A 990-nucleotide genomic window follows, 5' to 3' on the forward strand; every position below is an offset into this window, starting at 1 on the left:
CTTTTCATTGGATGAAGGTGGCGTTGACCCGGTATTGGGCATTCATTATTTGCCCGAAATTTATGCCAAAAGCGATGCCAATTATACCGGGCGTGCCACGGTGCCCGCCGTGGTCGATGTGAAAAAGGGGATTGTGGTAAATAACGACTATTTTAAGTTGACGAATTATTTCGAAGTGGCATTTAAAAAATTTCATAAGCCGGATGCCCCCGATCTCTATCCTGAAGCGTTACGCACGGAGATTGATGCACTGAATGCGGTTATTTTCCATGACGTCAACAATGGCGTGTATAAAGCCGGATTTGCGCAGACGCAATCTGCTTATGAATCCGCATGGGACACTTTATTTAATCGCTTGGATATTTTAGAGCAGCGCCTTGCCAGCCAACGCTATTTGTTTGGTGACCGCATTACGGATTCGGACGTCAGGTTATACGTCACGCTGGCGCGCTTTGATGTGGCGTACTACAGCGTTTTTCGCACCAACCGCAATCGCGTGATCGATTTTCCGCATTTATGGGGCTATGCGCGCGATCTCTACCAGACGCCGGGTTTTGGCGACACCACCGATTTTCATGCCATCAAACAGGGTTACCAGTTAGGCGATTTCAACGCCAACCCGTATCAAATTCTGGCAAAAGGGCCTGATGTATCGCTCTGGCATTTCTCCCACCAGCGCGCCGCGCTGTAATACGACAATTGCGCATGATAGTGGATGCGAGATAACAACCTATTTCTTACGATCAGGATAACAACCATGAATTTACAGATGACCAGGCACGCGGTTGCGTCGTTCTTTTTAGTGGGTGCCGGTGTGGCTATCGGCGGTTTTTATGGCATTGACCCTGTCAACGCAGCCACGACGGATAAACCGGTTAATATCGTGGTCGCCACTTCGGCCGGCCCGCGACCTTTTACCTATTTTGATAAGGATAATCAGCTGGTAGGCTATGATATTGATCTCGCCAGAGCGGTGTTCAGCCATCTGCC

Annotated in this window: 2 protein-coding genes; both read left to right on the forward strand. The window is 49.2% G+C overall.

The window, feature by feature from the left end; all coding sequences use genetic code 11:
• The coding region (locus tag J5224_RS30130; RefSeq protein ID WP_264628726.1) for a glutathione S-transferase C-terminal domain-containing protein at positions 1–691 on the forward strand (691 nt) is incomplete at its 5' end.
• 66 nt (positions 692–757) lie between these two features.
• On the forward strand, positions 758–990 hold a 233-nt coding region (locus J5224_RS30135; protein ID WP_264628727.1), incomplete at its 3' end, for a transporter substrate-binding domain-containing protein.

The sequence above is a fragment of the Candidatus Symbiopectobacterium sp. NZEC135 genome (assembly GCF_025962695.1).